General features: G+C 52.1%; 34 protein-coding genes and 1 pseudogene. 31 read left to right on the forward strand and 4 right to left on the reverse strand.

What is annotated here, in order from left to right; genetic code table 11:
- The first annotated feature begins 229 nt into the window (after nt 1-229).
- The 30 genes and pseudogenes from B3511_RS07615 to B3511_RS07755 all read left to right on the forward strand — a co-directional run.
- On the forward strand, nt 230-757 hold the full coding sequence (locus tag B3511_RS07615) for a hypothetical protein (RefSeq protein WP_286778047.1): 528 nt from the start codon (nt 230-232) through the stop codon (nt 755-757).
- Between the two features lie 62 nt (nt 758-819).
- The gene (locus B3511_RS07620) at nt 820-1,110 is read left to right on the forward strand and encodes an HNH endonuclease (protein WP_286778048.1); all 291 of its coding nucleotides are present in this window, start codon (nt 820-822) and stop codon (nt 1,108-1,110) included.
- Nucleotides 1,111-1,122: 12 nt separating this feature from the next.
- Nucleotides 1,123-1,332, forward strand: coding sequence for a serine acetyltransferase (locus B3511_RS07625; protein ID WP_286778050.1), 210 nt, complete (start codon nt 1,123-1,125; stop codon nt 1,330-1,332).
- A gap of 119 nt (nt 1,333-1,451) precedes the next feature.
- On the forward strand, nt 1,452-1,886 hold the full coding sequence (locus tag B3511_RS07630) for a hypothetical protein (protein WP_286783343.1): 435 nt from the start codon (nt 1,452-1,454) through the stop codon (nt 1,884-1,886).
- A 9-nt stretch (nt 1,887-1,895) separates the two neighbouring features.
- Nucleotides 1,896-3,428 (forward strand): terminase large subunit, encoded by a 1,533-nt coding sequence (locus B3511_RS07635; protein WP_286778051.1) that lies wholly within the window; start codon nt 1,896-1,898, stop codon nt 3,426-3,428.
- 2 nt (nt 3,429-3,430) lie between these two features.
- On the forward strand, nt 3,431-4,708 hold the full coding sequence (locus B3511_RS07640; RefSeq protein ID WP_286778052.1) for a phage portal protein: 1,278 nt from the start codon (nt 3,431-3,433) through the stop codon (nt 4,706-4,708).
- Nucleotides 4,709-4,725: 17 nt separating this feature from the next.
- The gene (locus B3511_RS07645) at nt 4,726-5,394 is read left to right on the forward strand and encodes an HK97 family phage prohead protease (RefSeq protein ID WP_286778054.1); all 669 of its coding nucleotides are present in this window, start codon (nt 4,726-4,728) and stop codon (nt 5,392-5,394) included.
- Between the two features lie 11 nt (nt 5,395-5,405).
- Nucleotides 5,406-6,569, forward strand: a complete 1,164-nt coding sequence (locus tag B3511_RS07650) for a phage major capsid protein (RefSeq protein WP_286778055.1) — start codon at nt 5,406-5,408, stop codon at nt 6,567-6,569.
- A gap of 36 nt (nt 6,570-6,605) precedes the next feature.
- Nucleotides 6,606-6,911 (forward strand): hypothetical protein, encoded by a 306-nt coding sequence (locus B3511_RS07655; protein WP_063921719.1) that lies wholly within the window; start codon nt 6,606-6,608, stop codon nt 6,909-6,911.
- Entirely contained in the window at nt 6,880-7,191 is a 312-nt protein-coding gene (locus tag B3511_RS07660) for a head-tail connector protein (protein WP_286778056.1), read from the forward strand. The genes B3511_RS07655 and B3511_RS07660 overlap by 32 nt, the downstream gene beginning before the upstream one ends.
- Nucleotides 7,192-7,251: 60 nt before the next feature.
- Nucleotides 7,252-7,458 carry a hypothetical protein gene (locus B3511_RS07665; protein WP_263616109.1) on the forward strand — a complete coding sequence of 69 codons (207 nt, stop codon included), beginning with the start codon at nt 7,252-7,254 and terminating at the stop codon, nt 7,456-7,458.
- A gap of 2 nt (nt 7,459-7,460) precedes the next feature.
- On the forward strand, nt 7,461-7,793 hold the full coding sequence (locus B3511_RS07670) for a phage head closure protein (RefSeq protein WP_263616108.1): 333 nt from the start codon (nt 7,461-7,463) through the stop codon (nt 7,791-7,793).
- Nucleotides 7,786-8,271: an HK97-gp10 family putative phage morphogenesis protein gene (locus B3511_RS07675; RefSeq protein WP_286778058.1), complete on the forward strand. Its 486-nt coding sequence runs from the start codon at nt 7,786-7,788 to the stop codon at nt 8,269-8,271. The genes B3511_RS07670 and B3511_RS07675 overlap by 8 nt, the downstream gene beginning before the upstream one ends.
- Nucleotides 8,268-8,675 (forward strand): tail completion protein gp17, encoded by a 408-nt coding sequence (gene gp17, locus B3511_RS07680; RefSeq protein ID WP_286778059.1) that lies wholly within the window; start codon nt 8,268-8,270, stop codon nt 8,673-8,675. Before B3511_RS07675 ends, gp17 begins: the two co-directional genes overlap by 4 nt.
- 12 nt (nt 8,676-8,687) lie before the next feature.
- A complete protein-coding gene (locus B3511_RS07685; protein ID WP_286778060.1) occupies nt 8,688-9,188 on the forward strand; it encodes a phage tail tube protein in 501 nt (166 codons plus the stop codon).
- A 38-nt stretch (nt 9,189-9,226) separates the two neighbouring features.
- Nucleotides 9,227-9,712, forward strand: coding sequence for a phage tail assembly chaperone family protein, TAC (locus B3511_RS07690; protein WP_286778061.1), 486 nt, complete (start codon nt 9,227-9,229; stop codon nt 9,710-9,712).
- Between the two features lie 5 nt (nt 9,713-9,717).
- Nucleotides 9,718-9,888: a hypothetical protein gene (locus B3511_RS20720; protein ID WP_422393482.1), complete on the forward strand. Its 171-nt coding sequence runs from the start codon at nt 9,718-9,720 to the stop codon at nt 9,886-9,888.
- 19 nt (nt 9,889-9,907) lie between these two features.
- On the forward strand, nt 9,908-12,328 hold the full coding sequence (locus B3511_RS07695) for a phage tail tape measure protein (protein WP_286778063.1): 2,421 nt from the start codon (nt 9,908-9,910) through the stop codon (nt 12,326-12,328).
- Nucleotides 12,328-12,666 carry a phage tail protein gene (locus tag B3511_RS07700; protein ID WP_286778064.1) on the forward strand — a complete coding sequence of 113 codons (339 nt, stop codon included), beginning with the start codon at nt 12,328-12,330 and terminating at the stop codon, nt 12,664-12,666. Before B3511_RS07695 ends, B3511_RS07700 begins: the two co-directional genes overlap by 1 nt.
- Nucleotides 12,663-13,418, forward strand: a complete 756-nt coding sequence (locus tag B3511_RS07705) for a phage minor tail protein L (protein ID WP_286778066.1) — start codon at nt 12,663-12,665, stop codon at nt 13,416-13,418. Before B3511_RS07700 ends, B3511_RS07705 begins: the two co-directional genes overlap by 4 nt.
- Nucleotide 13,419: 1 nt before the next feature.
- On the forward strand, nt 13,420-14,130 hold the full coding sequence (locus B3511_RS07710; protein WP_286778068.1) for a C40 family peptidase: 711 nt from the start codon (nt 13,420-13,422) through the stop codon (nt 14,128-14,130).
- A 28-nt stretch (nt 14,131-14,158) separates the two neighbouring features.
- Nucleotides 14,159-14,572 carry a hypothetical protein gene (locus B3511_RS07715; RefSeq protein WP_286778069.1) on the forward strand — a complete coding sequence of 138 codons (414 nt, stop codon included), beginning with the start codon at nt 14,159-14,161 and terminating at the stop codon, nt 14,570-14,572.
- Between the two features lie 60 nt (nt 14,573-14,632).
- Entirely contained in the window at nt 14,633-15,238 is a 606-nt protein-coding gene (locus tag B3511_RS07720) for a tail assembly protein (RefSeq protein ID WP_286778071.1), read from the forward strand.
- A 35-nt stretch (nt 15,239-15,273) separates the two neighbouring features.
- Nucleotides 15,274-15,558 (forward strand): hypothetical protein, encoded by a 285-nt coding sequence (locus tag B3511_RS07725; protein WP_286778072.1) that lies wholly within the window; start codon nt 15,274-15,276, stop codon nt 15,556-15,558.
- Between the two features lie 49 nt (nt 15,559-15,607).
- A complete protein-coding gene (locus B3511_RS07730) occupies nt 15,608-19,096 on the forward strand; it encodes a host specificity protein J (protein ID WP_286778073.1) in 3,489 nt (1,162 codons plus the stop codon).
- Between the two features lies 1 nt (nt 19,097).
- Entirely contained in the window at nt 19,098-20,063 is a 966-nt protein-coding gene (locus B3511_RS07735; RefSeq protein ID WP_286778074.1) for a DUF6453 family protein, read from the forward strand.
- Between the two features lie 59 nt (nt 20,064-20,122).
- Nucleotides 20,123-21,370, forward strand: a complete 1,248-nt coding sequence (locus B3511_RS07740; RefSeq protein WP_286778075.1) for a phage tail protein — start codon at nt 20,123-20,125, stop codon at nt 21,368-21,370.
- 83 nt (nt 21,371-21,453) lie between these two features.
- Complete coding sequence (locus B3511_RS07745) at nt 21,454-21,873, forward strand: translesion error-prone DNA polymerase V autoproteolytic subunit (protein WP_286778076.1); 420 nt, start codon at nt 21,454-21,456, stop codon at nt 21,871-21,873.
- A 1-nt stretch (nt 21,874) separates the two neighbouring features.
- Entirely contained in the window at nt 21,875-23,143 is a 1,269-nt protein-coding gene (locus tag B3511_RS07750) for a Y-family DNA polymerase (RefSeq protein WP_286778077.1), read from the forward strand.
- A gap of 232 nt (nt 23,144-23,375) precedes the next feature.
- Nucleotides 23,376-23,543 (forward strand): annotated as a pseudogene (locus B3511_RS07755) (isocitrate/isopropylmalate family dehydrogenase); the annotation flags it as partial.
- A gap of 326 nt (nt 23,544-23,869) precedes the next feature.
- Here B3511_RS07755 and yncL read toward each other — a convergent pair.
- Nucleotides 23,870-23,962, reverse strand: coding sequence for a stress response membrane protein YncL (yncL, locus tag B3511_RS07760; protein WP_072039515.1), 93 nt, complete (start codon nt 23,960-23,962; stop codon nt 23,870-23,872).
- 354 nt (nt 23,963-24,316) lie between these two features.
- On the opposite strand from yncL, the gene B3511_RS07765 reads away from it, so the two are divergent.
- Nucleotides 24,317-24,565 (forward strand): GlsB/YeaQ/YmgE family stress response membrane protein, encoded by a 249-nt coding sequence (locus tag B3511_RS07765; protein WP_040076073.1) that lies wholly within the window; start codon nt 24,317-24,319, stop codon nt 24,563-24,565.
- A 40-nt stretch (nt 24,566-24,605) separates the two neighbouring features.
- Here B3511_RS07765 and yoaJ read toward each other — a convergent pair whose 3' ends face one another.
- Genes yoaJ through B3511_RS07775 form a run of 3 tightly spaced genes read right to left on the reverse strand, consistent with a single transcriptional unit; the run spans nt 24,606 to nt 25,852 of the window.
- Nucleotides 24,606-24,680, reverse strand: coding sequence for a protein YoaJ (yoaJ, locus tag B3511_RS20655; RefSeq protein ID WP_072039564.1), 75 nt, complete (start codon nt 24,678-24,680; stop codon nt 24,606-24,608).
- On the reverse strand, nt 24,681-24,779 hold the full coding sequence (locus B3511_RS07770) for a YoaK family small membrane protein (protein WP_154298865.1): 99 nt from the start codon (nt 24,777-24,779) through the stop codon (nt 24,681-24,683).
- 44 nt (nt 24,780-24,823) lie between these two features.
- A complete protein-coding gene (locus B3511_RS07775; protein WP_286778079.1) occupies nt 24,824-25,852 on the reverse strand; it encodes a sensor domain-containing diguanylate cyclase in 1,029 nt (342 codons plus the stop codon).
- Nucleotides 25,853-25,937 lie beyond the last annotated feature (85 nt).

Consider the following 25,937-nt stretch of genomic DNA (forward strand, 5'->3'; position numbering starts at 1 on the left):
GCTTGGTACAAAGCAGTAAAATGAATACGACTCTGCTTATCTCGTAATGAGCGATGTCGCGGTTATTATTTGAGAAGCTCAGGTAGCGACAATCGTAGAAGAGTTTTTCCATCTCAAGTTGGATAATCGTTATAGCTTGATAAGTTTAACAATGTGATACCTTAAGTATTCCTCTTCTTCTAGTTAAATGGCAATATAGGAATAAATGACCATTTAACAGGATAAGAAATTGGAAACGCAAATAATCTCTTCATTGGTTAGTGTAAGTGGCGCTTTAATTGGTGCTTTTGGTGGTGCATTTCTTGCTAATCGCTTTGCTGAAAAAAGATTTTTTAAGCAGACTCAGCTAGATGCCGAAAAAGACATGAAAAAACTACTAGTTTCAAAAACTGAAGAGCTGCACATATTAATTTCAAAGTGGTCAAAGTATATAAGCAGTCTCCATATGTATCGAAGTAGCTTACTATTAAATAAAATCACGCTTGCAGATTTTTATAAGCATTCTGCAGCCTTGGAGCTTGAGAGTGGCGTTCATGATAGGCTAGAGGCGCTTATTTATTTGTATTTTCCATCATTCGAGCCTGACCTTTTAGAAGTTAAAGATCTTCTTAAGATTTCTAATCGTACAGAAAATGATGTGCTTCATCATCGCATTAATAGCGAGGAAGCTTACGAGATAATAGATGACTGCGGCACCCAACTGGAAAGAAAATTCGTGCAAATGAATAAAAAACTGATTTCTTCAGTGCAATTATAGAGACAGAAAAATTAAAAACTGAAGCCACCATCCCTGCTGGTGGCTTTTTTATTGGAGTGAATATGTCATCCACTTCACCCTGGCACCGACTCTATAACACCAAATGCTGGTACCGGCTTCGTTATCACCAGCTTCAGAAGCAGACACTCTGCGAGTTTCATCTCAAACGAAATCAGGTAATAGCCGCAACTGTTGTTGATCATATCAAACCACACAAGGGTGATGAGACCCTCTTTCATGACCCGGAAAATTTGCAAAGTTTATGCAAATGTTGCCACGACTCGGTAAAGCAACGTATGGAGAAGGGCGGTACGGTCACTGAGTTCGACAATGAAGGCCGGGTTATCTGGTAACAGGAGCAACGCATGAAAGATCTAAAGATTGAATACCGCGACGGTAAGCTGACAGAGCTGAGCATCGACGGCGTGAGCTTCAATATTGTCACTGCCATCACTTTCAGCCACACGGTGGGCGAGACGCTGCCGACGGTCAGCCTGGCCTTTACGCTCGGCATTGGCGAACGGCTTATGCCCTCAAGCCTTTCCCGCGAAAACCTGCACATCATTGAGAAATGATACTAATTCTCATTTAAATCCGCGAGGCAGGGGGAGGGGCAAAACTCTGGCGGCAGCATTATAAAGACCGCGCTCCCAGGTTTATTTTTAAAAACGTCCAGAAAAAAAGGAAAAACGTGATGGCACAGCGAGGCAGAAAGTCTCTGGCTGCGACGTCTGCTGTCTCGCTGCCGGCACTGGCTGAAAGCAGGCTGCAGCCGTCCATTCATCTGAGCGATCCGGAGATAAACGTCTGGGTCCGGTTGGTCAATGACAACCCCACCAGCTCATTTACCGAAACGCACCGCGACATGCTGGAAATGTATTGCCGGCATGTCGTGCAGGCGCGGCTGTTGACCACGCAGATTGAAGAGTTCGAGCTGGAATGGCTGGCGCGGGATGATGGTTTAAAGCGCTACGACAAATTACTCACCATGCGCGAGCGCGAAGTACGTTCCGCATCATCACTGGCGACGCGGCTGCGAATCACCCGGCAGGCTACTGCCGATCCCAAAACGGTAGGCCGTGCCAACAACAATCTGCCACGGGAGAGAAAACCCTGGGAAATTGAATAAGGCTCTTCGATGGCTAAAAAAACTCTGACAAGAGCCGAGAGGAATATCCTCTGGTGCGAAAGAAATATCGTTATCCCTGAAGGTAAGTTTGTTGGCCAGCCCCTGAAAATGGCTGAGTTCATGAAAGACGACTTCAGGGCTATCTTTGACAACAAGCATGGCACTCGCCGCGCCATCATCAGCCGCGGGCGCAAGAACGCCAAGACCGTTGAAACCGCCATGCTGATGCTGCTCTATCTGGTGGGGCCAGAAGCGGCGCCGAACTCGCAGCTGTATTCTGCCGCACGTTCGCGTGACCAGGCGGCCATTCTGTTTAACCTGGCCTCCAAGATGTGCCGGATGAACCCGGTGCTTATGCAGTATGTGGCGATCAAGGATTCAGCAAAAGAAATTCACTGCCCTGAACTGGGTTCTTATTATCGCGCACTGAGCGCAGAAGCCACCACGGCCTACGGTTTCTCGCCGAGATTTGTCGCCCACGATGAGCTGGGGCAGGTTCGTGGGCCGCGTGACCCGCTTTATGAAGCGCTGGAAACGGCGACCGCTGCTCAGGATAACCCTATCTCGGTAATCATCAGCACCCAGGCACCCGATGCGAGCGACCTGCTCAGCCTGCTGATTGATGATGGCCTGACCGGGGCCGATCCGCGAACGGTGGTCAGGCTCCAGACCGCGCCGGAAGATATCGATCCTTTCTCTGTTGAAGCCATCAGGCTGGCAAACCCCGCCTTCGATGTATTCATGAACCAGAAAGAAGTGCTGGATATGGCCGCCAGCGCAAAACGCCTGCCGTCGCGCCAGGCAGAGTTTGAGAACCTTGTACTGAACCGCAGGGTTGAGGCGAAAAGCCCGTTCGTGAGTCAGACCGTCTGGCACATGAATAAAGAGGAACCCGGCGAACTGGCGGGCGCTACCGTCTGGGGCGGTCTGGACCTTTCCAGCGTGTCGGACCTCACCGCGCTGATTCTCAACACAACCCATGGCGATGTGCACTGTAAGTTCTGGCTACCAGAGGAAGGGCTGGCAGACAAGGCGCGTAACGATCGCGTGCCTTATGACATCTGGGCGAGGCAGGGCTGGCTGAACACGACTCCGGGCAAAGCCATTGAGTATGCCTTTATCGCCAGAGAGCTGCGGCACGTTTTTGATATCTGTAACGTCAGGGTGCTGGCGTTCGACCGCTATAACATGCGTTTCCTTCGCCCTCATCTCATCGACGCCGGATTTACTGAAGCGGAGCTTGAGCGTTTTGTGGAATTTGGCCAGGGCTTTGTATCAATGTCTCCCGCACTCAGGGAACTGGAGGCCAGATTGCTTGGTGCGCAGCTGAAGCACGGCAACCATCCAATCCTCGAGATGTGCGCCAAAAACGCCACGGTAATCACCGACCCCGCCGGTAACCGCAAATTTGTTAAAGGCAAGTCGAGTGGCCGTATCGACGGGATGGTAGCACTGGCAATGTCCATCGGCGCGCAGACCAGTGATGAGGTAGAGGATCAGGGAGATGTTAACGATTTTATCTATAACTTTTTGAGCGTGTAAAAATGGCAGATACCGATTACAGCATTGACCTGCGAACGCGATCGCCATTCTGGGCGCGCATGGCCTCCATCCTGACCGGGGGCAGACTGGTGACGCCAGAGAAAGGCTCTCAGATGGCTGGCACCTCTGCACACGGCGTTGTTGGTGAATCCGTCGTCACTGATGAGCGCAACATGCAAATCAGCACTGTGTGGGCCTGTATCCGTCTGATTTCTACGGTCACTGCATCCTTACCGCTTGATGTGTACCAGACCAGTGACGATCAGCGCAGCAAGGTTCCCGGCACCCATCCTCTCGCAAAGCTACTGAGGTTCCGGCCAAACAATTTCATGACCGCTCTGGAGTTCCGCGAGGCTATGACCATGCAGCTGTGCGCCTACGGCAATGCTTACGCGCATGTGGAACGTAACAGCGTTGGCGATGTTATAAGCATGGTTCCGCTGATGAGCGCCAATATGGAGGTGCGGCTCAGTGAGAATGGCAAAAACATTATCTACCGTTATCGCCGTGATACGGAATACGCCAACTTTTCGCAGAAGGAAATTTTTCATCTTAAAGGGTTTGGCTTCAATGGACTCACTGGCCTCTCACCGCTGGCCTTCAGTGCTAAGTCAGCCGGAGTGGCTATCGCCATGGAAGACAATCAGCGTGAGTTCTTCGCAAATGGAGCGAAGTCTCCGCAGATTCTGATGACTGACGGCAAGGTGCTGACTAAAGAGCAGCGCGGCCAGCTGGAGGAGAACTTTAAGGAGATTGCCGGCGGACCAGTTAAAAAGCGGTTGTGGATCCTGGAGAGCGGGTTTACTACGCAGGCTATAGGGGTTTCGCCTCAGGATTCGGAAATACTGGCTGCACGAAAATTTCAGGTCGCCGAACTGGCCCGCTTTTACGGTGTGCCTCCGCATCTGGTCGGCGATGTTGATAAAACCACCTCCTGGGGCTCTGGAATTGAGCAGCAAAACCTGGGCTTTCTTCAGTACACGCTAAAACCCTACCTTGACCGCTGGGAGTACAGCATTGAACGCTGGCTGGTGAAAGAGTCAGAGCAGGGCGCTATTCATGCCGAACATAACCTCGACGGGCTGTTACGCGGCGACTCAACAAGCCGGGCATCATTCATGCAGATCATGGTCAATACCGGCATTCGCACCGTTAACGAGGTTCGACGGCTGGATAACCTGCCACCACTGCCCGGCGGTGACGTGGCGACGCGCCAGTCGCAGAACGTACCCATTACCGATCTTGGATCAAGCAAAGAGCCCCGCAATGACGGGGCTTAATTTTTATGGGGGCCATCATGCCTGAAATTCACAAGACGCTGGCGTTCGACCAGACCGAAATCAAGTTCACCGGCGACGGCACCAAGGGAACGTTTGAAGGGTACGCCTCGGTTTTCAATAACACCGATGCTGATGGCGACATTATTTTGCCCGGCGCTTTCGCTGGAGTGGTCGCTAACCAGAGCCGCAAGGTGGCGATGTTCTTTAACCACCAGACGCGAGCCATCCCGGTTGGCAAGTGGGATGCCATGCACGAAGACGAGAAGGGGCTTTTTGTACGTGGGCAACTCACTCCGGGGTTAAGCCTGGCCGAAGATCTGAAGGCCGCCATGCAGCATGGCACGGTTGAAGGCATGTCGGTCGGTTTTTCAGTCGGCCCCGATGATTACACCGTCGGCACGTCAGGCCTGATTTTCAAAAACATTTCTTACCTGCGGGAAATCAGTGTCTGCACCTTCCCGGCCAACGAACTGGCAGGCGTAACTGCCATGAAGAGCATCGACGGCATTAAAACCATTCGTGACGCGGAGGCCTGGCTGAGGGATTCAGTCGGCCTTACTCGCGCAGAAGCGCAGGCGTTTATCGCCCGCGTGAAGTCCGCAGGCCGAAGCGAGTTCGGCGGCGGCGACATTGACGCGCTTGCACAGCGCATTACCTCATTTGCCGCTAACCTGCGGACACCTTAACGGAGTAACACATGTCTGAATTATCTGTACTGGAAAAAGCAATCGAGAACTCCCAGAAAGAAGTGAAGGAGCTTATCGAAGAACAACGTAAATCCATCAACCAGAACGGGGAAATCAACAAGCAACTGCAGACCGATCTGGCTAAAGCCCAGGATGAACTGAAAACCACCGGTACCCGCCTGTTTGATCTTGAGCAGAAACTGGCTGGAAACTCACCTGACCAGACCGCCCAGAAGTCCTTTGCAGAGCGCGTATCCGAAGACCTGATGAAAGGCTGGGACGGCTCACGCACCAAAGCGAAAGTGACCAGTTTTGATAAAGCGATCGGGTCTGGCGCCAACTCCGCCGGCTCTCTGGTTCTGCCGCAGCAGAATCCAGGTATCTTGATGCCTGGCCTGCGCCGCCTGACCGTACGTGATCTTCTGGCCCAGGGGCGCATCACCAGTAATGCGCTGGAGTATGTTCGTGAGAACGTGTTCACCAACGCTGCCGCGCCAGTGGCGGAAGGCACCCTCAAGCCGGAAAGTAACATCACCTTCACCAAAGAAATGGCGAACGTGAAAACCATCGCCCACTGGATCCAGGCATCCCGACAAATCATGGATGATGCGCCAGCTCTGGAGTCGTACATCAATGCCCGCATGATGTACGGCCTGGCTCTGGTGGAAGAGAACCAGATGCTGAACGGAGATGGTACCGGCGACAACCTGCAGGGGCTGAACGTGGTGGCGAACGACTACGAAGCAGCCCTCAATGCGACAGGTGATACCGGCGCTGATGTTCTGGCGCATGCCATCTATCAGGTATCGCTGAGTGAGTTCGAAGCCGATGGCATCATCCTGAACCCAGCGGACTGGCACCGAATCGCGTTGCTGAAGGACGCTAACGGCAATTACATCCTTGGCGGCCCGCAGGCGTTTGCCTCCAAAGTGCTGTGGGGGCTGCCGGTTGTATCGACTACCGCGCAGACGGCAGGCAAATTCACTGTGGGTGCGTTTGGCCTAGCGTCGCAGGTGTGGGATCGAATGGATGCCACAATCGAGATCAGCAATCAGGATCGCGACAACTTCGTTAAGAACATGCTGACCATCCTGTGCGAAGAGCGCCTGGCGCTGGCGCACTACCGTCCTGCCGCCATCGTCACCGGCGATATTGCGGTTTCTTCCGGCGAATAACAGAAGGGCGCGGTCAGCAATGGCCGCGTTTAACCTATGAAAATTAAAGCTCTCCGTATGTTCTCGCATTATCACCTGGGCACTGTATCCCAGGGCGAAACCCGCATCGTGAAAAAAGAGGTTGGCGAGATGCTGGTAAAAATGTATCTGGCTGAAGAGGTTGAACCTGAGAAGGTGAAAAACTCCAGTCCTGAACAGCCTGAACAGCCTGAACAGCCTGAACAGCCTGAACAGCCTGAACAGCCTGAACAGCCTGAACAGCCACAAAAAGCCAAAACCGGGGGTAAAGGTGGAAATAAGCGCGGAGCAGATGGCGCTGATAAAGACGCATCTGAGGGTTGATAACGACGCCGAAGATTCTCTTATCACTGCCTATACAGCTGCGGCCGTCGATTATGTTGAAAAGTTTTGCGACGGTTCGCTGGTGGAATCCCTTTCGCCGCCCCCTGAAGACAAAGAGCCTCCCCGGGAGGTTCTTTTTACGCCCGGGATCTGGGCGGCAATGCTTTTGCTGATTGGTCACTGGTATGCGAACCGGGAAGCCGTGAATGTGGGAAATATCACTTCTGAGCTACCGCTTGGTGTAGAGGCGCTTCTTTTCCGTCACCGGAGATGGCACTGATGGCCTGCTCAGGATGTGCCGCACGCCGTGAGTGGCTGAAAAAATGGATGGCTATTGCCTATGAACGAGCAACAGGTAAACGAACTTCTGAAAGCGCTGGAGTTGCAGACAAAAGCGCAGACAGAGCAGACCGCGGCGATAAACCGCCTGGCTGAATCCAGTGAATCACTGGCTGCCTTACTTTATGAGTACATGGCGGGAGAGATAGAAACCACCACACTCGATTCTCCGGTACCGACTTACCTCAGCGGAAAGCCCAGGGGGTGAGCATGCAGGCCGGAAAACTTCGTCACCGCGTTATATTGCAGAGGCCTGTTAAAACCCAGAGTCCGGCTACCGGGGCCATTATCAACGGCTGGGCTGACGTTGCTACCCTGTGGGCCAGTGTTGTCGATCTTTCCGCGCGTGAGTTTGTGGCGGCCCAGGCAGGGCAAAGCGAAGTCACGACGCGGATCACTATTCGCTGGCGCGATGACGTAACCAGTAAGCACCGCATCCTTTATCTCGGCCGTGTTTATAACGTCCATGGCGTTCTGTCCGACGACAAAAGCGGGCGCGAATATCTGACACTTCCATGTTCGCAGGGGGTTAACGATGGCTGATGGTATTGAGTTCAGCATTACTGGCGTCGATTCTTTGCTGGGCAAACTGGATGCCGTCAGCGTCGATTTGCGTCGCAAAGGTGGCAGGGCAGCGCTCAGGCGTGCCGGCAACGTCATCGTCGAGAAAGCGAAGACTAACGCCCGTCGCGTTGATGACCCGGGTACCGGCAGGAGCATCGCAGATAACATCGCCATGCGCTGGAATGGCCGTCTTTTTAAGCGGACGGGCGATCTGAGTTTTCGCATTGGCGTGCTGCACGGCGCGGTCCTTAAAAAGCACCCCGATTTTGGCAAGAACGCACCCACTCCTCACTGGCGACTTATTGAGTTCGGTACCGAGAACGTTCGCGCCCAGCCAATTATGCGCCCGGCAGCGGAGAGCAGCGTCGGCGAAGTGTTAAATACCTTTGGCACTGAGTATGAAAAGGCCATTGACCGGGCCATTAAGCGCGCTCAGAAAAAAGGAATACCACCATGATTGCGCCCATATTTGGTGTATGCGCGGCCAGTGCGGCGGTAACCGCGCTACTCGGATCTGATCCGGTGCGACTATACCCCTTCGGCCAGCAGGATGATGCTGTCGCTTACCCGTATGCGGTGTGGCAGAACATCACTGGCTTGCCGGAAAACTATCTGGCACAGCGGCCGGATGCAGACTCCTTTACGCTGCAGGTAGATGCGTATGCCGACACGGCGGACGAGGTTATCGCCGTCGCCTCTGCGCTGCGTGACGCCATCGAGCCTCACGCTTATATCACACGCCTGGGCGGTCAGGAGAAAGACCCGGAAACAAAGCGATATCGCTACTCATTCGATGTTGACTGGATAGTCACTCGAGAAACGAATTATTCAACCACCGGCCTTGAGCCGGTTTTTTTATAACCGGAGATAACAATGTCTGTATTGACGCAAGGTACGCAGCTCTTTGTGCTCGTAAAAGGCGCGGTGAGCGAAGTTGAATGTATCACTGCATTTTCACCCGGCAGCAATCCGGCTGACCAGATTGAAGACACCTGTCTTTCTGAACGCTTTGATCGCAGCTATAAGCGTGGTCTTCGAACGCCTGGCACAGCATCACTGACGCTTAACGCTGATCCTAAAAATACCAGCCACATCATGCTCTACAACCTGTCGATTTCGGACGATGAAGAGGATCAGGACCTGACGTTCGCAATTGGCTGGTCAGACGGAACGGCTTCTCCTACAGCTGCGGCAGAAGATGCTAGCGGCGCCGTGGACGGGTTGGTTCTTCCGCCGAGTCGAACCTGGTTTGTATTCAAAGGCTATGTCTCCGACTTCCCGTTTGATTTTGCAGCTAACACTGTTGTTTCTACTTCAGCATCTGTCCAGCGCTCCGGATCTGCTGTATGGGTGCCAAAAGTCGTGACCCCATAAAATCAGGGCGGCAACGCCCTTTTTACTCAGGATAAATAATGAAACTTACGCTTGAAGCACTCAAAGATTCCGGCGCGTTTACCGGTCGCCCGGTTGAGAAAGAAATCTCATGGAAACAGGGTGATAAAAAAATCACTGCGACCGTGTATGTTCGCCCTATGGGTTATCACACAGCAACCTCCGATGTACTGGCTTTTGGGGGTAAGGTCGATGGTGTGGCAGGACGTATTGCTGCATCTATCTGCGATGAACTGGGTAAGCCCATCTTCACTCCGGCAGACATTACTGGTGAGGCCGATCCTGAACGTGGTGCACTGGATGGCGGTCTGACGGTAGCGCTGCTGCTGGCCATTCAGGAAGTTAACGATCTGGGAAAGACTTCGAGCTCAGCGCCGAAGACGAATTCTGGTGCGAGCTCGTCCTCAACGGAATCGGAGGCAAAACGATCGCCGAAGCGCGCGAGTCGCTCTCATTCAAAGAAACTCAGCTCTGGGCAAAGTACCGGGAAAGATACGGAAGTCTGAACCCTATGTTGCGGGTTGAGTGGGGTGCCGGGCTGGTGACCAGCATGATAGCCAACGTTAACAGAGACCCTAAACACCCACCATTCACCGCGACCGATTTCACACTGCACTTTACCAAAGTCAAAGCTGCTGATGGGCCAATCTCGTTAGAGGAGGCCAGAGCCAGCTGGACATAACGCCGCCAACGGAGAGTTTATGGCTTCCAAATCACTGGGCACCCTGACGATAGACCTGATTGCCAAGGTGGGCGGTTTTGTCTCTGGCCTCTCACAGGCTGAGCGAGCTTCACAAAAATGGCGTAAGCAGGTAAAGGAGGATGCCGCAGCTGCTGCAGTTGCCATGACCGGATTCGCAACAGCAGTCGGCGCTGCAGCCATCGGAGCCGGAGTGGCGGGGTATAACCTGCTCAAAACAACTTCACGTCAGATAACCGAATCAGACCGCTGGGCAAAGTCCCTTAACATGTCCACGCAGTCACTGTTAGCCTGGCAATATGCTGCAGAAAAAGCAGGGGTTTCCGGCGATCAGATGGCCGATATCTTTAAAGATGTCGGAGACAAAATCGGTGATGCCGTTCTTAATAAATCTGGTGAGGCGGTCGGTGCGCTGGACTCTCTTGGGTTGTCAGCTAAGAAACTGGCCGGAGAATCTCCCGATAAGCAACTTCTGGCTATCAGCGACGCCCTGGAGAAAGTTAAGTCCAACGCCGAGAAGACCACCATTCTCGAAAGCCTGGGCAATGATCTCTCAAAGATGCTGCCGCTCCTCGAAAATGGCAGTGAAAAGCTGCGTCAGTATATGGATGCCGCGAAGAAGTTTGGTGTGGCGCCAGATGACGCAGATATTGAAAAACTGGTTAGAGTTAACGCCCTGTTTGAGGATATGGAGACGCAGGTCAACGGCGTCAAAATTGAACTTGCTGCGGGGCTCGCCAGCGTAGATTTGAGTGGGCTCCAGAAGTCTATTGGAGATATGGGGGATGTATTTAAAGATCCGGCCGTTATTCAGGGGCTGACTGATCTTGTTGGTGGGGTAGTGGACCTGGCCACCTGGCTGGTAAGAGTGGGGGCCGAGGCAGGGAAGCTGATAGACCAGTACAAAGGCGGGAGTTCTGTCGGCCTGAACGCCTCCATTCCAGAAATTGAACGGCGCATCAAGAACCTGAATGCAGATCTCGATGATAAAGGCGTACTGGCGAGTTTCAACAGAATAGGTATGGACGTATCCGGTAAGGAGGCCGAAAGGGCTGAGCTCCAGAGGCGACTGGCCTTTTTGAAGAACTCCCAATCTACTCTACCGGAAATAAAACTGCCCGAGCCAGTCAAAACAAACTATAGCCTTGGCAGCGGGGAAAAAAACGGTAAGCCGCAAAATAATACCTCTGGTCAAAAACTGGATTCTGCGTTTAAAAGCGTTGAGCGTAGTTACTTGCGCCAGATCGAACTCATCGACACTACCGGCAAAAAAACGGCTGTGGTGACCGAGCAGCAAAAACTACAGTTCGATATTGCCGACGGTAAGTTGCAGTCACTTAACGAAGCGCAGAAGACGCGGCTGGTATCTCTGGCTCAGGAAGTGGATCGCCTGAACGCTGTCAAAAAAGCCAATGAAGAAAATGCCAGGGTAGCGGCGTTTGTGGCAAATCTGCAGGCACAGAACGAGAATGCGCGTGCGGATTTAGGCGTGGATGTGCAAGGTGCAGGAATCGGCAATAAGCAGCGTGAGCGGCTCAGGGAACGCCTGAGTATTGAGCGCGATTTTCTCGACCAGCAGCGGGAGCTGCAAAAGCAGTATCAGTCCGGTGATATAAGCCAGACGGTTTATGACCGGGAAACGCAGGCTCTGAAGGATGCGCAGTCTGAAAGGCTCGAAGTTCAGGAGGATTACTACAAGAAAGTCGATGCGCTACAGGCTGACTGGGTAACCGGCGCCCGGGACGGACTTGCCGACTGGGTGGATGACTCCACGAACTATGCAATGCAGGCGGCCGACGTCATGAAAAGCGCTCTCTCCGGGATCAGCAGCAACATTGTCGAGATGCTCAACGGCAATAAAGCGAGCTGGAAAGACTGGGGTATAAGCGTTCTGAAAATCATAGAACAGGTGATGGTAAATATGATGGTCGCGAACGCGGCCAGCTCTATCGGTTCGCTGTTTAGCGGTGCCGCCTCATCCTCTGCCAGTAGCGGAACAGCAATCCAGAACTACGGTGCAAATCTGCAATTAAACGCCAAAGGCGGCGTTTACTCTTCAGCCGATCTCAGTCAGTACAGTAACTCTGTCGTCAGTTCACCGACGTTGTTTGCGTTTGCAAAAGGTGCCGGTCTGATGGGAGAGGCTGGTCCTGAAGCCATTATGCCTCTTACCCGCGCGTCTGATGGTTCCCTGGGGGTCCGCGCCGTGGGAAATGGCGGCGTCACGCCAGGTAGTGGAGGAGCACCGCAGGTCAGTATCCAGATTGATGGCAACGGGAACAACCAGACTCAGGCAACCAGTGGTTATGAACAGTTCGCGCGAGAGGTGGGGAATTTTGTCGACAGGCGCTATCGGGAGCTTATTGGCCGCGATTTATCCCCGGGCGGTGCTGTCTGGAATCTCGCAAAAGGAGGCCGCTGATGGCTCTTGAAACATTCAGCTGGTGCCCACGCATCAACGCGGAGCAGGAGGTAACGTTCCGCCGCCGCTCCGCTAAGTTTGGTGACGGGTATGAACAGGTTTCCGGTGATGGCTTAAATCCGCGTTCACAAAAGTGGAACTTACAGTTTACCGGCACCGAAACGTATATCGGGGAAATTAAAAACTTTCTCGATCGCCACCAGGGAACAAAGTCTTTTCAGTGGCACCCACCGCTTGAACCGCTGGGGCTGTATCGCTGTGATACTTACACTCCGTCGCCGCTTGGCGCTGGGCTCTTCAACCTTTCTGCAACTTTTGAACAGGCCTATAAACCATGAGTCTTAACGCAGATTATCAGAAACTCGAGCCAGGCGATGAGGTCAGGCTTTTCGAAGTGGATGGCACTGCATTTGGTACAGGTGAGGTCTTACGGTTTCACAACTACAGTCTCGCACATACTGAAGCAGAAATAACAGCGGCTGGCGGTGACGAAAACAAGCTCCCTGCCAAATCAATCTGGTGGCAGGGCGAAGAATATAAAGCGTGGCCATCCCAGATTGAGGGGATCGAGGCTTCTACCTCTGGGAGTAGTGCGCAGCCAAAACTTTCGGTTGCTAACCTCGACAGCTCGATCACCGCACTTTGCCTGGCTTATGACGATATGTTGCAGGCGAAGGTGACGATACATGACACCCTGGGTAAATATCTCGATGCGAAAAACTTCACCGGGGGTAACCCGACAGCCGATCCGACCCAGGAAAAGCTGAAGGTTTTCTATATTGATGCGAAGAGCAACGAGACTAACGAGGTCGTTGAATTCACCCTTTCCAGCCCGATGGACCTACAGGGGTTGATGATACCTACGCGCCAGCTTCATTCGTTGTGCACCTGGTGCATCCGTAACAAGTACCGTACCGGTGATGGTTGCGACTATGCCGGCACGCGCTATTTCGATAAAAACAATAACCCGGTAAGCGATCCATCCCTGGATGAATGCAACGGAACGCTGACGGCCTGCAAACTTCGGTTCGGAGAAAATAACGAGCTGTCGTTTGGTGGTTTCCCGGGTACATCTTTAATCAGGAGCTGATATGCGCCAGAAAACCACCGAAGCCATCATGGCGCATGCTGCAGCTGAATATCCTCGTGAATGCTGCGGCGTGGTGGCACAGAAGAGCAGGGTGGAGCGATATTTCCCCTGCCGCAATCTGGCATCAGATCCGGAGGAAAACTTTGTCCTTTGTCCTGAAGACTACGCCGCCGCTGAAGACTGGGGGGCGGTGACCGCAATCGTGCACAGTCACCCTGATGCAACTACCCAACCGAGCGAAACGGATAAAGCTCAGTGCGATCTCAACGGCCTGCCCTGGCACATTGTCAGCTGGCCGGAGGGTGACCTGCGCACAATTATGCCCAGAGGAGAAATCCCCCTTATTGAGCGGCCTTTCGTGCTGGGCGTTTACGACTGCTGGGGTCTGGTAATGAGCTACTTCCGGCAGACCCAGGGAATTGAATTGCACGATTACCGGGTTGATTATCCGTGGTGGGAAAATGAATACCCGGATAATTTCTATCAGGACTGCTGGTACGAATGCGGTTTCCGGGAATTCAACGGCCCGACTCAGCCAGGCGATATGGTGATCATGCAGGTTCAGGCTGACAAGTGGAACCATGCCGGCATCCTGCTGGAAGGTAATATGCTGCTGCACCATCTGTACGGTCATCTGAGCCAACGAGTGCCTTACGGTGGATACTGGCAGGAAAGAACAGCGATAGTTCTTCGCTACAAAACTCTGTGTTAATCTTCGGAAAAACAAAGGGGATAAGGATATGAAAAGAACACTGCTGACACTTTCTTTCTGTTTTTTGGCTGGTTGCGCTACGAAGCCAGTTACAAATGAGCAGGCGAAAGATGTTCCAGCCAAACAAATTATCGACAGTACGCTTCTTGTCAAAAATGCAGATTCTGGAAAAGTAATTATAAAGCGTGATTCTGGTTTCATGGGTAGTGCATGTTTGACTCGTGTATATGTTGATGGAAAGGATGTTGCAGATTTAGATACTGCTGAGAAAGTTACTGTTTATCCTAAATCAGGAGATCATATTTTCAGCGCATGGCCTAAAGGGATTTGCGGTGGAGGTATGAGTGAACAATCAGGAAAAGTAACGGAAAATGGTACTCTAATGTATCGTATTGGGTATGGAACCAATGGAGACTTTGGTATTTATCCCACTGCTTTCTAGCTGAATAAAGCATAATTTTCATAGAACCTCGCTTCGGCGGGGTTTTTTTATGGAGTTTGTATGAAAGAAACGACGGTAAGAATTGAGCTTGGTGGGCTTTTGGGGAAAACATTTGGCCCAGTTCATTACAGACTTATCAGAACTACTCATGAAGCTACACGGGCGCTAGCTGCCACAGTGAAAGGTTTTGAGCAATACATGATTTCAAGTCAGCGTCGCGGTCTAACCTATGCTGTTTTTAGAGGCAAAAAAAATATTTCTGAAGATGATCTTGGGATGCCTGTTACCGAAGAAGTCATTCGGGTCGTACCAGTAATTATCGGGAGTAAAAAAGCTGGCGTATTGCAAACTATTTTAGGCGCTGTTCTGGTTGTTGTTGGTGTAGTTATCAGTACTTTTACCGGTTGGACAGTAGCTGGTATAGGTGTTGGCGGTGCGATCACCAGCCTCGGTGTATCAATGATGGCAGGCGGCGTAATCCAGATGCTTTCTCCTCAACCGGCAGGCCTCGCCAGTAAACAGGATGCAGATAACCGGGCATCATATGCTTTCGGTGGCGTGACCAATACCGCTGCGCAAGGGTATCCGGTGCCTCTTCTTTACGGGCGCCGGCGCATCGGAGGTGCGATTATTTCAGCTGGCATTTACGTCGAAGATCAACAGTAGAAAGTCATTCATTCCAATTCCGAGGATATTAAACGATGAAATTGCTTCATGGTTATATCTTGTGCAGCCCACCATTAAATAAAGAAAAAAACGTCCCCGATCCCCTTCTAAAGGCTCAGAAAGCACTCGAAGAAGCTATAAGCGGAGCATCTTATCTCGACTGGGATAATCCGGATTGGTCTGCAGGCGGACATGTACATAACTGGCATAACTATGCCTCAGAAGCATTACAGTTGATATGGAAAGATTTCAGCCCCGAGCAGAAACAAATAATCGCTGCTGCACTTGATGAATGTGCAAGCAATGAGCACTGGGATTAACACCTTCGAATAACCAACCGCCTCCGGGCGGTTTTTTTATGGGCGCAATATGGTAAACGCAACCGCTATAAGAGGCCGCAAGGGTGGCGGCTCAAAATCACGCACGCCTACCGAACAGCCTGACGATCTCCAGTCTATTGCGAAGGCCAAATTATTAATCGCGCTTGGTGAGGGTGAGTTTTCAGGCCAGTTAACCGGCAAAGATATTTATCTCGATGGTACCGCTATTGAGAATGCTGACGGCTCTCAGAACTTCAGCGGCGTCACCTGGGAGTTTCGTTCCGGCACTCAGGCGCAGAAATATATCCAGGGCATACCCGGCACCGAAAACGAAATCAGCGTGGGTACCGAAGTATCAAGCGCCACAGCCTGGACTCGCACTTTTACCAATACCCAGCTTTCTGCCGTTCGTGTGCGCCTGAAGTGGCCATCGCTTTTCCAGCAGGAAGACGACGGCGATCTGGTCGGGTATTCGATTAAATATGCGATTGATCTGCAGACCGACGGCGGCACCTGGAAGACGGTACTGAATACCAGCGTAACCGGTAAAACCACATCCGGTTATGAGCGCAGCCACCGTATTGATCTTCCGCAGGCCGGCAGCACCTGGACGCTTCGTCTGCGTAAAATCACCGCTGACGCGAATAGCGCGAAGATCGGCGATACGATGACGCTGCAGAGCTTTACCGAGGTGATTGACGCTAAACTGCGCTATCCGAACACCGCGCTGCTGTACATCGAATTCGACTCAAGCCAGTTCAATGGCTCTATTCCTCAGATTTCATGCGAACCGCGCGGACGCGTTATCCGTGTTCCGGATACCTACGATCCAGAAACCCGAACCTACAGCGGTACATGGACGGGGACGTTTAAGTGGGCATGGACAGATAACCCGGCGTGGATTTTTTATGACCTGGTGGTGACCGACCGCTTCGGGCTGGGTGACCGCCTGACGGCGGCGAATATCGACAAATGGACGCTGTACCAGGTGGCCCAGTATTGCGATCAGCTGGTGCCGGACGGTAAAGGCGGCAACGGTACCGAACCTCGCTATACCTGCAACGTCTATGTTCAGGAGCGAAACGACGCTTACACCGTTCTGCGTGATTTTGCGGCCATCTTCCGGGGTATGACGTACTGGGGCGGGGATCAGATTGTATCCCTTGCAGACATGCCCCGTGATGTCGATTACAGCTATACTCGCTCGAACGTTATCGACGGGCGTTTTAATTACTCCAGCAGTACGACCAAAACACGTTACACGACTGCGCTGGTGTCCTGGTCAGACCCGTCTAACGCCTATGCCGATGCCATGGAGCCCGTATTTGAGCATGCGCTGGTGGCGCGTTACGGATTTAATCAGCTGGAAATGACGGCGATTGGTTGTACCCGTCAGTCGGAGGCTAACCGTAAAGGGCGCTGGGGCATTCTGACCAATAATAAGGATCGGGTCGTTTCCTTTGATGTCGGCCTGGACGGTAATATTCCCCAGCCTGGCTACATCATCGCCGTTGCAGATGAGCTTTTATCCGGAAAGGTGATGGGCGGCCGCATCAGCGAAGTTAATGGCCGTGTTATCACACTGGATCGGGAGCCTGACGCCACCGCCGGGAATCGCCTCATCCTCAACCTGCCATCTGGCGCCGCGCAGAGCCGAACCATTCAGTCTGTCAGCGGCAGGAAGGTAACCGTCACCACAGCCTATAGCGAGACCCCGCAACCGGAATCGGTCTGGGTGGTGGAGTCGAGCGAGCTCTACGCGCAGCAATACCGCGTAGTCAGCGTGGCCGACAATAACGATGGTACGTTTTCCATTGCAGCAGCCTGGCACGATCCGGATAAATATGCTCGCATCGATACCGGCGCCATAATTGACCAGCGTCCTGTAAGCGTCATTCCTCCGGGTAACCAGTCGCCACCTGCTAACATCGTGATCAGCTCGTTCTCCGTGGTGCAGCAGAACATCAGCGTTGAAACCATGCGCGTGAGCTGGGACCAGGCGCAGAACGCTATCGCCTATGAAGCGCAATGGCGCCGCAACGACGGGAACTGGGTTAACGTGCCGCGCAGCTCCACCACGTCCTTCGACGTGCCGGGGATTTACGCCGGGCGCTACCTGGTCCGGGTGCGTGCAATTAATGCTGCCGAAATATCCTCCGGATGGGGCTATTCGGAAGAGAAAACGCTGACGGGTAAGGTGGGCAACCCGCCGAAGCCGGTGGGCTTCACCGCCTCTGAAAACGTGGTATTTGGTATTGAGCTGAACTGGGGGTTCCCGGCGAATACGGACGACACGCTGAAAACAGAAATCCAGTACAGCCTGACCGGGAGCGAGGATGATGCCGTCCTTCTGAGCGATGTTCCCTATCCGCAGCGCAAGTATCAGCAGATGGGCCTGAAGGCGGGGCAAATTTTCTGGTACCGGGCGCAGCTGGTGGACAGGACAGGCAATGAGTCGGGTTACACAGACTGGGTACGTGGACAGGCCAGCATCGACGTATCGGATATCACCGATGTTATCCTGGAGGATATTAAAGAATCGGACACGTTCAAGGAACTGATCGAAAGCGCAGTCGACAGCAACGAGAAAATTGCTGGCATGGCCGACGACATCAGACAGAACGCTGACGATCTGGAGCAACAGGCGCTGGCCATCAAGGAAAATGGCGATGGTCTCGCGCAGGCCGAGGTGAAGATTGACGAAATCTTTGTCTCAATGGATGGCATGACGGGAGGCGTTAAAAACTCCTCTATCGCGGTTATTCAGAACAGCCTCGCGCAGGTCACCAGCCGTCGATCCCAGACAGCCACCAACGCCGGGAACAGCGCCAGTATCGACCGCATCGACACCACCATTGCAGACACCAGCCAGGCGGTTGCCCGTGCGCTGGTGACGCTTGATGCTTCTGCCGGTGGCAATGTCTCAAACGCGACCGATCTCACCGAAACCCTTGCTGATTTCACGCAGGCCTCGGCCACGAAAATTAACTCCCTGACGGTTACGGTAAACGGCCAGACTGCAGCAATTAACCAGACTGCGCAGGCGGTGGCTGATGTAAACGGCAACCTGAGCGCGATGTACAACATCAAGGTGGCGGTGGACTCCAACGGACGCCAGTACGCCGCCGGGATGGGGATCGGCGTTGAGAATACACCGAGCGGCATGCAATCGCAGGTATTGTTCCTGGCTGACCGCTTCGCCGTCATGGCTCAGGCAGGCGGTAAAGTTACGCTGCCTTTCGTGATTCAGAACGGTCAGACCTTCATCAATGATGCGTTCTTCCGCGATGCGAGCATTCAGTTTGGGAAAATCACTGATTCTCTGAAGTCTGATAATTTTGTGGCTGGCAAGACAGGCTGGAATATGCCGAAAAGTGGTAACGCAGAACTGAACAACGTCACCGTGCGAGGAGCTTTGTATGCAACAACCGGTAATTTCGGATTTAGTGGGCCGAACAAGGCGACTGTGATCGACAGTGATGGCCTCACGGTCAATCTGTCTGGTGGTGGAAGGATTGTGCTTGGGGAGTGGTCATAATATGCCTACAGGACTGTTGATTGATCTCAATGACGGCGGGAAGCGTATGGAGATAACGGCGGGCCTGCGGTGCCCGTCGTTTGGGGCCAACTTTGTCAGTGGCTACCAGAAAGCCAAGTACGTTGATATTGCCGATTATGTTTCCGGTGCGCAGGTGCTGTTTATCCCGCATGCGACAGCTTACCTTGATTCAGGGCTGCTTCATAAAATGAACTCGGTCACTATATCCGGTGGCCGTGTGACGCAGAACTCCACGATGAAGGATGTAAGCATCAGTGAGCGTGAGAGTACGTACACGTTCCCCGGAAGCATCTGGCAGATATTTCCGCCAGGCCAGCGTAAAGGCGAAGGCCTGCTTATTGGTGACAGCACCGACTTCCTGGCGATTACCAACGCCACGCAGTCAGGGCAGTGTATCTGGAAAGGAACCGTCAATGTTCCCACTGGGGGCTGGGCGATTCCCACGATAGCGGGGTACGATAAGTCCAAATATATTGTCTTTGGTCGCTGTAATAGCGGTAACACTGTCGATTTCGATGGCAGCACGGTCAGATTCTTCAGCCCTCCGTCCACCAACGATGATGCTCCGACGACGGGCATAATAGATATTGTCATATTCGCCAGTGGCGTGGCACCACAGCCTGGCACCGGTCTCAATATCTTTAATGCTGCAGGAGTCTGCACGTTTTCAACGACAAGACGGCCTTTCGTCTACCTCAATCAGCTCTGGACACCTTCGAAAAATGGCGTGAGCATCGGTAACGGATATGTTCCGCTGGGCAGATTCGGCCTGATGGCTCACGAAGTAAATGGCATGTATGTGTATCGAATGTTCGGAATAAAAATACAGAACGGCAGTGCTTCGGTACAGGGTGGGAAATATCTGGGCCGCGAGCGGTATGCAATTTTCGGTAATGACACGGTAACGCCGCTGAATCTTCCCGTTCTTCCCGATATGTACGTCTGAATAAACTGTCTTTTTAATCAACCTCGCTGCGGCGGGGTTTTTTATTGCCTGGAGAAAATATGCTTTATAACACTGGCACCATCGCCATTAACGGAAACACTGCCACCGGCACAGGAACAAACTGGACGGCACCGGCCAGCCAGGTCCGCGCTGGTCAGACGATTATGGTCATGTCCAACCCCGTTCAGTTGTTCCAGATCACGTCCATCAATAGCGCAACATCGTTAACGGTCACGCCTGCAGCGTCACCCGCGCTCAGCGGCCAGAAGTACGGCATTCTGGTAACAGATGCCTTGTCAGTCGATGGCCTGGCACAGAGCATTTCGCAGCTCATTAACGAGTACGACGAGAATATTGGCGGCTGGGAAACGTTCGCCACTACCTCAGCAAACCAGAACATCACGGTCACCATCAACGGTAAAGCAGTCACCATTCCCGCTATTGGTAAACTACTTCAGAAAGGTAGCGGGGGAGGGCTGGCTATCGGAGATGGAGGCACTGGCGCAACCACCGCCGATGGCGCACGCACAAACCTCGGCTTGGGAAGTAGCGCAACACGCAACGCATACAGTAACTCTGGCGACATGCTGTCGGTAGGTGATTTTGGACTTGGTTCAACAACCGGAAATTCGTACAACGACTTCACGGCCACCCAGACCATTTTTTCAAACTCTGGCGGCCCGGTAGCGGCTAACTTCCTTGGTTTCACGATCAAGGCGGCTGCCGGTGATTATGCTCTTCAGCTTTCAGGACGCAGCGGACAGAACTTCTACTGGCGAGGTCGTGATCCAGGTAGTACCTCGTCGTGGCGCAGAATCTGGGATGATGGCAACACTACGGTAGACACTAATGGGTACATTAAGCGCGCTTCGCCGGTGGTTAAGCTTTACGCCAATGGCAGTTACGAAACGAACGACGAATCTGAGGGCGTGATCGTGACACGATTAAGTGAGGGGCAATACCTGATTGATGGTTGCATGGGTATGAATTCGGATGCTGCCTGGGGCGGTATTGATGGAGGATTCGATATCCCGAAAGATCGAAATGGCCAGGCGCTTATCTGGTTGGATTATGAAGTAAATGCTGATGGAGCTGTGGTGGTAAAAACCTATCACCGTACACATCCGGAGGCGCCGGCATTCGCCAGAAATGAAGTGGACGGTGTGAGCAATGGCGATCCTATAGATATTCCTCGCGACCAGTTCGTTTCCGTCCGTGTAGAAATGCCTCAGAACAGCATCTGGAATAAAAGGATTGCAGAGGCATCACAAGAGCAGAAAGTGAACACCGACCGCCATCAGTCGTAATAATTGATAGGCGGCTTCGCATTGATCTAATCCCTGTTAAAAACTACTGTATATAAAAACAGTATAAACAGGAGTGATCTTTCATGGAATTTTACACACCAGTAGAGTTACGCGGCATTGTCGCGTTACCGCTTTATGGGAGCCTTGTTCAGTGTGGCTTTCCTTCCCCTGCTGCAGACTATGTCGAGCAGCGCATCGATTTGAACGAACTGCTAATCCAGCACCCGAGCGCCACATATTTTGTCAAGGCCGCGGGCGATTCAATGGTTGAAGCAGGCATCAGTGATGGTGACCTGCTGGTCGTGGACAGCTCCAGGGTTGCAGAACATGGTGACATAGTCATCGCCGCGATCGGGGGTGAGTTCACCGTTAAACGACTTCAGCTTCGTCCGACTGTTCAACTCAATCCTATGAACAGCGCCTACTCACCGATCCTGGTAGAAAGTGAAGATACGCTCGATGTTTTCGGGGTCGTGACATTCATCGTTAAAGCGGCCAGTTGAGATGTTTGCGCTTTGTGATGTGAACAGCTTTTACGCGTCATGTGAAACGGTGTTCAGACCCGATTTAAAGGGGCGGCCCGTCGTTGTTCTCTCGAATAACGACGGGTGCGTTATAGCCAGAAGCGCCGAGGCGAAACAGATTGGCATAAGTATGGGTGAGCCGTTCTTCAAACAACGTGAATTATTTCGTCGATACAATGTGGCCACGTTCTCCAGTAACTACGAGCTGTACGCGGACATGTCTCACCGGGTGATGACCACTCTGGAGGTCATGAGCCCTCGAGTTGAAATCTACAGTATCGACGAGGCATTTTGTGACCTGACCGGGGTTCGTAACTGCCGGAACCTGGAAGATTTCGGCAGGGAGATTCGTGCCACTGTTTTGCGGGATACTCACCTCACTGTGGGTGTGGGAATAGCGCAAACGAAAACTCTGGCGAAGCTGGCAAACCACGCTGCTAAAAAGTGGCAGCGGCAAACGGGCGGAGTTGTCGATTTATCAAATATCGATCGCCAGCGCCGGTTAATGGCGCTCGTCCCAGTAGAGGATGTCTGGGGCGTAGGGCGCCGAATCAGTAAAAAACTGAATGCCATGGGTATCAAAACCGCTCTCGATCTCTCAGAGCAGAGCACCTGGATTATCCGGAAGCATTTCAATGTGGTACTGGAGCGAACCGTGCGTGAGCTGCGTGGCGAACCTTGTCTCGAACTTGAGGAGTACGCGCCGGCCAAACAGGAAATAGTCTGCTCGCGCTCATTCGGCGAACGCGTCACAGAATATGAGCATATGCACCAGGCCATATGTAGTCATGCGGCGCGCGCGGCGGAGAAGCTGCGCGGTGAGCACCAGTATTGTCGCTACATCTCTGCATTCGTGAAAACCTCGCCCTTCGCAATCAATGAGCCGTATTACGGGAATAGTGTATCTGTGAAGCTGCTGACGCCAACTCAAGATAGCAGGGACATTATCAGTGCCGCAGTACGCTGCCTGGATAATATCTGGCGTGATGGCCACCGATATCAGAAAGCGGGAGTGATGCTTGGGGACTTCTTCAGCCAGGGCGTTGCGCAGCTAAACCTGTTCGACGACACGGGGCCACGACGAAACAGCGAACAACTCATGGAGATACTGGATCACCTGAACGCCAAGGGAGGGAGGGGGACATTGTTTTTTGCCGGGCAGGGAATACAGCAGCAATGGCAAATGAAAAGGGAGATGCTCTCGCCTCGCTATACGACGAGGTTCTCCGATCTGCTATTTGTTCGTTGAAAAAGGGTGCGCACCTTAAATCCTACAATCGGATCGATGTGATTATGCTGGTGGGCGTGAAGAGCGTAAAGAAATGAGTCGCGGAACTGGAAGAAGCTACGCAAACCTTCCCCAAAACTAAAATCATCAACCATAAATTCAAAGTGTTACGAAAATCAGTTGGTGACATTGTTGGTCACCAAATTATAATATTTTTCTTGCAAATTCAGTTGGTTAAAATGAAATCGATAATGTAATGCTCCGTCATATGGAATGGTTCGAAGCAGCAGACCTTATCGTTAAAGGTATGGAAGGCGCGATCAACAACAAGACCGTGACCTATGACTTCGAACGTCTGATGGAAGGCGCTAAGCTGCTGAAATGTTCAGAGTTTGGTGACGCGATCATCGAAAACATGTAATCCAGTCACTGGGTTATACAAGAACGGGAGCCGAAGGGCTCCCGTTTTTTTATATCTGATAAACTTTTCCCTTATGCCGGGCGGCTCGAGGTTGCCACGCATAGTGTGATAACGGCTGAGTTATATATTAAGGCGAATGGTATTGAGGGCTGTAATAGTAATTTCTGCTGCGCTTATGAATATCTAAATTATTATTCGGAATAATCGGAAAGGAGATGCTGCGAGAATAAATTGCGCGTCAAAACGGTCTCTTTAAGCCTTATGCTCTCTGCGGTACAGGGGTGAAGAACAAAGTAAACAGCCCGGTAAACACCGGGCCTGCTCAGTTAAAACCAGTTGAATTTGGCGGACAGCAGACATAACAGCGCGCCTGCTGAAACAACATTTATAAAAATGATGAATCGACTAGATACGTTCATATTATCAATTTATGTATAGGATATTGAACCAGTGCGAATAATCGTAATAGCAAATGCTAAAACGATCAATGCGGGTACAGATAAAAAAAAGCCCACACGAGGTGGGCAAGAAATACTGGAAGCAATGTGAGCAATGTCGTACTGAATACCTGAGTGTTTCGCTCAACTATTCAGTATTGAGAAAGATAATCTTTCTCATTGGAACATGCAACCCCTTCTTTTGTGCGGATTGCCTCTTTTTCAGATGGCGTTAAATCGTGCACGTGATGCTTATCACAATTTGCAAATCTAAATCCTGTGCTATCCTTTGTGTGTACTTGATTTAACGACAAAAACCATACAGAGAGGAACGATATGGGAATTTTATCCTGGATTATCTTTGGGCTTATCGCGGGTATTCTGGCGAAGTGGATCATGCCGGGCAAAGACGGCGGCGGCTTCATTGTCACCATCATCCTGGGGATTATTGGTGCCGTGGTCGGCGGTTGGATCAGTACACTTTTCGGGTTCGGCAAAGTGGATGGGTTTAACTTCGGTAGCTTTGTAGTGGCGGTGATCGGTGCGCTGGTCGTGCTGTTTGTTTACCGTAAAATCAAGAGCTAACAGATAAAAAGACCGCCTTCTGGCGGTCTTTTTATTGTCATCACCACCAGCCCAGCTGGCTTCCGGCTACGGCAACAACAGCGACAATTAGCATAATAATGGTCGTTTTTCTCATTTATCCCCCTGGTGCCGCGTAACCGCCGACAAAAAACCACGTTAAAAATACTACCGCCGTTATAAAGATAACGACCGGAAACAAAATACCGATCCGCATGTTTTTATCCATCCTGATAATCAAAGCCCGTTGAGTGTACGGGGTTAATCCACATTGAGGAAAGCGGTTTTACGTCGGGATTTTTTATCCACGTACATAGCCGCATCGGCCGAGCGCAGGGCGCTGTCGGCATCAGTCGAAAGCGGATCCACTTCGATTACCCCAAGACTGGCCCCTGGATAGACAATATGCACATTGCCTAGCCAATACTCTCCGGCTATACGCGCATTGATTTGCGTCTTCAATAGCGAGAGCGATTGCTCTTCCTGCGTTCCCTCATTCCGGGACAGGCAAGCAACCATAAACTCGTCTCCGCCCAGTCTGCCGACGATATCATCATCACGACGGCCGTCGTTAAGCCGCTTCCCCACTTCAACCAGGAACTTGTCACCCGCTTCATGGCCAAAGCGGTCATTAATCAGTTTAAAATCGTCCAGATCGATATAAGCGATAATGGCGTTCCGCTTTACGTGTCGCGCCAGGGAGAAAAGGGTAGAGAGGTCTTCAAAAATCGCACGCCGATTCGGCAGGCCCGTCAGCGCATCGGTATAGGAGTAGGCAATCAACGCCGCGTTGGCTTCCCGCAGTTGAGTGACCAACGACTCTTTTTCAATGGACTGGGCAATCAGCCCGGCAAACAACTTCAGCACATGTTCGGCGCGCTCTCTCAATCTCTTTTTATGCGTGCTGGTCGCGCACAGGGTGCCGTAGAGAGACCCATCCGCAAGATGAATGGGGATGCTCATATAGGTTGTGATCCCCAGCGCTCTGGCTGCATCGCAATCGGGAAACTGTTCGCCAACGTGATCGCTAAAAAAGGTACTGGAGTCGATCGCGCGCTTACACAGGGTATCGCCCCAGGGAACGCTCAACCCTTCCGGGATCTGCATCTGCTGGCTATTACGGGCATAAAGAATATGCTGCAAACGGGCGCTGATATCGATTTTAGTGAGATAGGTAGACTCCATCTCGGTAACAATCTCGAGCATTTCAAGAAGCTGGCGCACCAGACTCTCAAGAGATTGTTCGGTGGCAAGCGTTTCAGAAACACGGGCAAGAATTAGATCCGACATGCGATGCTCGACTCCCATACAGAGACCTCTGTATCTGTATGTTTTGCTGAAAAAATGGGCTTCGGCGCATAGTAAAACATGAATG

This window comes from Leclercia sp. UBA1284, from assembly GCF_002308415.1.
Lineage (GTDB): Bacteria > Pseudomonadota > Gammaproteobacteria > Enterobacterales > Enterobacteriaceae > Enterobacter > Enterobacter pneumoniae.

Excerpts from the sequence above, each read along its gene's own strand:
- B3511_RS07620 (WP_286778048.1), top strand. The coding sequence starts at position 820 with ATGTCATCCACTTCACCCTGGCACCGACTCTATAACACCAAATGCTGG.
- B3511_RS07625 (WP_286778050.1), top strand. The coding sequence starts at position 1,123 with ATGAAAGATCTAAAGATTGAATACCGCGACGGTAAGCTGACAGAGCTG.
- B3511_RS07630 (WP_286783343.1), top strand. The coding sequence starts at position 1,452 with ATGGCACAGCGAGGCAGAAAGTCTCTGGCTGCGACGTCTGCTGTCTCG.
- B3511_RS07635 (WP_286778051.1), top strand. The coding sequence starts at position 1,896 with ATGGCTAAAAAAACTCTGACAAGAGCCGAGAGGAATATCCTCTGGTGC.
- B3511_RS07640 (WP_286778052.1), top strand. The coding sequence starts at position 3,431 with ATGGCAGATACCGATTACAGCATTGACCTGCGAACGCGATCGCCATTC.
- B3511_RS07645 (WP_286778054.1), top strand. The coding sequence starts at position 4,726 with ATGCCTGAAATTCACAAGACGCTGGCGTTCGACCAGACCGAAATCAAG.
- B3511_RS07650 (WP_286778055.1), top strand. The coding sequence starts at position 5,406 with ATGTCTGAATTATCTGTACTGGAAAAAGCAATCGAGAACTCCCAGAAA.
- B3511_RS07655 (WP_063921719.1), top strand. The coding sequence starts at position 6,606 with ATGAAAATTAAAGCTCTCCGTATGTTCTCGCATTATCACCTGGGCACT.
- B3511_RS07660 (WP_286778056.1), top strand. The coding sequence starts at position 6,880 with ATGGCGCTGATAAAGACGCATCTGAGGGTTGATAACGACGCCGAAGAT.
- B3511_RS07665 (WP_263616109.1), top strand. The coding sequence starts at position 7,252 with ATGAACGAGCAACAGGTAAACGAACTTCTGAAAGCGCTGGAGTTGCAG.
- B3511_RS07670 (WP_263616108.1), top strand. The coding sequence starts at position 7,461 with ATGCAGGCCGGAAAACTTCGTCACCGCGTTATATTGCAGAGGCCTGTT.
- B3511_RS07675 (WP_286778058.1), top strand. The coding sequence starts at position 7,786 with ATGGCTGATGGTATTGAGTTCAGCATTACTGGCGTCGATTCTTTGCTG.
- gp17 (WP_286778059.1), top strand. The coding sequence starts at position 8,268 with ATGATTGCGCCCATATTTGGTGTATGCGCGGCCAGTGCGGCGGTAACC.
- B3511_RS07685 (WP_286778060.1), top strand. The coding sequence starts at position 8,688 with ATGTCTGTATTGACGCAAGGTACGCAGCTCTTTGTGCTCGTAAAAGGC.
- B3511_RS07690 (WP_286778061.1), top strand. The coding sequence starts at position 9,227 with ATGAAACTTACGCTTGAAGCACTCAAAGATTCCGGCGCGTTTACCGGT.
- B3511_RS20720 (WP_422393482.1), top strand. The coding sequence starts at position 9,718 with ATGTTGCGGGTTGAGTGGGGTGCCGGGCTGGTGACCAGCATGATAGCC.
- B3511_RS07695 (WP_286778063.1), top strand. The coding sequence starts at position 9,908 with ATGGCTTCCAAATCACTGGGCACCCTGACGATAGACCTGATTGCCAAG.
- B3511_RS07700 (WP_286778064.1), top strand. The coding sequence starts at position 12,328 with ATGGCTCTTGAAACATTCAGCTGGTGCCCACGCATCAACGCGGAGCAG.
- B3511_RS07705 (WP_286778066.1), top strand. The coding sequence starts at position 12,663 with ATGAGTCTTAACGCAGATTATCAGAAACTCGAGCCAGGCGATGAGGTC.
- B3511_RS07710 (WP_286778068.1), top strand. The coding sequence starts at position 13,420 with ATGCGCCAGAAAACCACCGAAGCCATCATGGCGCATGCTGCAGCTGAA.
- B3511_RS07715 (WP_286778069.1), top strand. The coding sequence starts at position 14,159 with ATGAAAAGAACACTGCTGACACTTTCTTTCTGTTTTTTGGCTGGTTGC.
- B3511_RS07720 (WP_286778071.1), top strand. The coding sequence starts at position 14,633 with ATGAAAGAAACGACGGTAAGAATTGAGCTTGGTGGGCTTTTGGGGAAA.
- B3511_RS07725 (WP_286778072.1), top strand. The coding sequence starts at position 15,274 with ATGAAATTGCTTCATGGTTATATCTTGTGCAGCCCACCATTAAATAAA.
- B3511_RS07730 (WP_286778073.1), top strand. The coding sequence starts at position 15,608 with ATGGTAAACGCAACCGCTATAAGAGGCCGCAAGGGTGGCGGCTCAAAA.
- B3511_RS07735 (WP_286778074.1), top strand. The coding sequence starts at position 19,098 with ATGCCTACAGGACTGTTGATTGATCTCAATGACGGCGGGAAGCGTATG.
- B3511_RS07740 (WP_286778075.1), top strand. The coding sequence starts at position 20,123 with ATGCTTTATAACACTGGCACCATCGCCATTAACGGAAACACTGCCACC.
- B3511_RS07745 (WP_286778076.1), top strand. The coding sequence starts at position 21,454 with ATGGAATTTTACACACCAGTAGAGTTACGCGGCATTGTCGCGTTACCG.
- B3511_RS07750 (WP_286778077.1), top strand. The coding sequence starts at position 21,875 with ATGTTTGCGCTTTGTGATGTGAACAGCTTTTACGCGTCATGTGAAACG.
- yncL (WP_072039515.1), bottom strand. The coding sequence starts at position 23,962 with ATGAACGTATCTAGTCGATTCATCATTTTTATAAATGTTGTTTCAGCA.
- B3511_RS07765 (WP_040076073.1), top strand. The coding sequence starts at position 24,317 with ATGGGAATTTTATCCTGGATTATCTTTGGGCTTATCGCGGGTATTCTG.
- B3511_RS07770 (WP_154298865.1), bottom strand. The coding sequence starts at position 24,779 with ATGCGGATCGGTATTTTGTTTCCGGTCGTTATCTTTATAACGGCGGTA.
- B3511_RS07775 (WP_286778079.1), bottom strand. The coding sequence starts at position 25,852 with ATGTCGGATCTAATTCTTGCCCGTGTTTCTGAAACGCTTGCCACCGAA.